This is a genomic window from Clostridium sp. ATCC BAA-442 (genome assembly GCF_964239415.1).
In the GTDB taxonomy this organism is placed as follows: Bacteria; Bacillota; Clostridia; order Oscillospirales; family Oscillospiraceae; genus Flavonifractor; species Flavonifractor plautii.
In genome coordinates this window covers 70,314-73,436 of record NZ_CAXSQB010000017.1, presented here as the reverse complement: position 1 = coordinate 73,436, position 3,123 = coordinate 70,314, and the positions used below count along the sequence as shown (strand labels likewise).

General features: G+C 64.6%; 2 protein-coding genes. Both read right to left on the bottom strand.

Going from position 1 to position 3,123, the window contains the following annotated elements; all coding sequences use genetic code 11:
- Window positions 1-26 precede the first annotated feature (26 nt).
- Window positions 27-947, bottom strand: coding sequence for an S-layer homology domain-containing protein (locus tag ACESY8_RS09410; protein ID WP_204682095.1), 921 nt, complete (start codon window positions 945-947; stop codon window positions 27-29).
- A 64-nt stretch (window positions 948-1,011) separates the two neighbouring features.
- A complete protein-coding gene (hisS, locus tag ACESY8_RS09405) occupies window positions 1,012-2,364 on the bottom strand; it encodes a histidine--tRNA ligase (protein WP_204682097.1) in 1,353 nt (450 codons plus the stop codon).
- Between the last annotated feature and the right edge of the window lie 759 nt (window positions 2,365-3,123).

The window sequence follows — 3,123 nt, the reverse complement described above, 5'->3', positions numbered from 1 at the left end:
GGCGGGTGCCTACACCCGCCCGGAGCTTATCCCTTCTGATCCAGATAGCGGCTGTAATACACCTGCATGTCGAAGTCCTGGTAGAGCTGGGTGCCGTCCTTGGCGGTGACGCCGAAGTGGGCCAGGGCGGTGTCCTCCACATAGTCCAGGAAGGTCACACCGTCCACGGTGTTGAACCAGTTGAACTCCATGCCCTGGGCGGCGCAGTCGGCCTCCAGGCCGTCGATGAGGGCCTGGACATAGGGCAGATACTGCCCGGCGGTGACGCCGTTGGTGAAGAGCACGTCGGCGGGCTTGAGGTAGGCGGCGGTAAACATGGCGTAGTCGGCGGGGGAGAAGCTCTCCCGCAGCTCCGGCCGGGCGACCCGGGCCACCATGGCGGCGGTCTCCGCCCGGGTGAGGGTCTTGCCGGGGGCAAAGGTGCCCCAGTCGTCCACGCCGGTGAGGATTCCGGCGTTGTAGAAGGACAGCACGGCGGCGTCGGCGGTGTCGGGCAGGGCGGTGATCTGGTTGATGGGGGTCAGCATATCCTCGGGCACCACGGCGGCAAGCATGGCGATGAACTCCTGGCGGGTGGCCTGCTTGACGGGATCGGGCACCTCCACCCCCAGTTTTTCCAGATAGTCCACATAGGAGGTGTACCAGGGTAGGGTGGAATCCACCAGGTAAATGGAGTCGCCGGTAATAGCCTCGTTCATGCGGGCGGCGATGGCGGCCACCTCGCCCACGGTGAGCACCTGGTCGGGGGCAAAGCCGGTGCCGGTGCCGGTCATGAGGCCCACCTCATAGCAGGTCTGTACGGTGGCGGCGTACCAGGCCGAACCGGCCACATCGGCAAAGCCGGGATAGGTGTTGACGGCGGGGAAGGCCTCCTCCGGCGCGATGGCGGCGGAGGAGCCTGCCAGCAGGGCGGTGGACAGGGCCAGGGCGATGAGCTGCTTTTTCATGGAACATTTCCTCCTGTACGTCGGGTTTTCCCCATTTAGACGGGGACATGGGGAGAAAGTTCCATCAGGCCTCCGGCTCCTGGATGGGAGTACCGCCCGCCCGGGCCGCCAGCCCGGCCTGTACCAGGGCCACGGCCTCCCCGGCCGTCACGGTCTGCTGCTGCCCGGTGGTCAGATCCTTTACCGTCACCTTGTTCTGCTGAATCTCGTCCTCCCCCAGGAAGGCGGCGTAGGGGATGGACAGCTTGTCCGCATAGGACAGCTTCTGCTTGAACTTCTTCTTCTCACAGTGGAGCTGGGCGCGCACCCCCGCGTCCCGCAGAGCGGTGGCGAAGGAGATGGCGGGGGAGAGCTCCTCGGTCATGGGGAGGATCAGCACGTCCGCCGGGGCGGTGACCAGGGCGTCGTTCAGATAGCCCTGGGCCTCCAGTACGGAGAACAGGCGGGTCAGACCGATGGAAATACCGACTCCGGGGAGTTGTTTATCGGTATAATATTCCGCCAAGTTATCATAACGGCCCCCGGAGCAGATGGAACCCACCTCCGGGTGATCCAGCATGACGGTCTCGTACACGGTGCCGGTGTAGTAGTCCAGGCCGCGGGCAATGGTGAGATCCACCATGAAGTGCTCCTCCGGCACGCCGAAGGCGGACATATACCTGATCACGGTCTCCAGCTCGGCCACGCCCAGATCGAAGAGCTCGTTCTTCCCCTTGAAGGGCTCCAGCGCGGCCATGGGATCGCCGGCGGCCAGGAGGGCGAGCAGGGCGTCGGCCGCCCCGCCGGGTACGGCGAAGTCGTCCGTCAGGATGGCGCGCACCTTCTCCGGGCCGATCTTCTCCAGCTTGTCGATGGTGCGCATCACGTCCCCGGCCTGCTTCTCCAGGCCCAGGATGGCGAACAGGCCGTTGAGTACCTTCCGGTTGTTGACCCGGATCTTGAAGCGGCGCAGGCCCAGGGCGGTAAAGGTCTTGTAGATGATGGAGGGGATCTCTGCCTCGTTGGTGATGTCCAGGCTGCCGTCGCCGATGACGTCGATGTCCGCCTGGTAGAACTCCCGGTAGCGGCCCTTTTGCGCCCGCTCTCCCCGGTAGACCTTGGAGATCTGGAACCGGCGGAAGGGGAAGGTCAGCTCATTCTGGTGCAGGGCTACATACTTGGCCAGAGGCACGGTGAGATCAAAGCGGAGGGCAAGGTCGGAGTCGCCCTTGGTGAAGCGGTAGATCTGCTTCTCCGTCTCGCCGCCGCCCTTGGCCAGCAGCACCTCGGCCGCCTCGATGGCCGGGGTATCCAGGGGGGTGAAGCCGTACAGGGAATAGGACTTGCGCAGAATCTCCACCATCCGGTCGAACTGTACCTGCCGCGCGGGCAGCAGCTCCATGAAGCCGGACAGGGTGCGGGGTTTGATCTGGGCCATAGTGATGCTCCTTTTTAACAGTAATTGAGGCTGCTGCCCGCGCCGCCGCGGAAGCGGCGTCAAGCGTTTTGCGCAGCAAAACCTTGGAACAGTCCGAATTCACTTCGGCTTGTTTGGATGAAAAAGAGGGGCCCCGGCGGGGCACCGACCCGCTGGGGTCAGCAGTGCCATGAAGCCGGACAGGGTGCGTCCCGTCTCCACAATGGCCGGGCCGATGTGGGCAGAAGGTGAATTGCCCCAGAGGGGCAAGAGAGGCCGCCCTGGGGCGTCGGCCCCTACCGGGCGGCGGGGGATTCAGAGGCCGCAGGTTGGGCCGTAAAAAGGCGCTCTCGTCCCCTTCCACGGGACGAAAGCGCCTGCTTTCGTGGTGCCACCCATGTTCAGAGCGGAATTCCGCTCCCTCTGTCCTTCTGTTGCGGGAAGGGGACCACACCCGTCTCCGGGCCCGCTGGTAAGGCCGTCTCCCGGCCTCCTGCCGCGGACGCTTTCAGCCGGAGGCGTCCTTCTCTGCTGCGGCGGTGTGGGCGGTACTTGCCCCGTCAGGGCGGTTTTTGCTCCACAATACTACCCCAAAGCGGGGAAAAAGTCAACCGGGAACCGCCCAGTTACGCGGTAAAGGGCTTGGTTTTTGGGTTAACGATGTCGCGCCAGTCCAGATCCCCCCGCGCCCCACCCGGTGCCTTGCACCGTGCGGGGACCCTGATGATTTTATTTGCGACCGCCGGAACTAAATTTCGTCGGCCTTGGGCGGCATACGCC

Coding starts and splice junctions, on each gene's coding strand:
- ACESY8_RS09410 (WP_204682095.1), bottom strand. CDS start 947: ATGAAAAAGCAGCTCATCGCCCTGGCCCTGTCCACCGCCCTGCTGGCA.
- hisS (WP_204682097.1), bottom strand. CDS start 2,364: ATGGCCCAGATCAAACCCCGCACCCTGTCCGGCTTCATGGAGCTGCTG.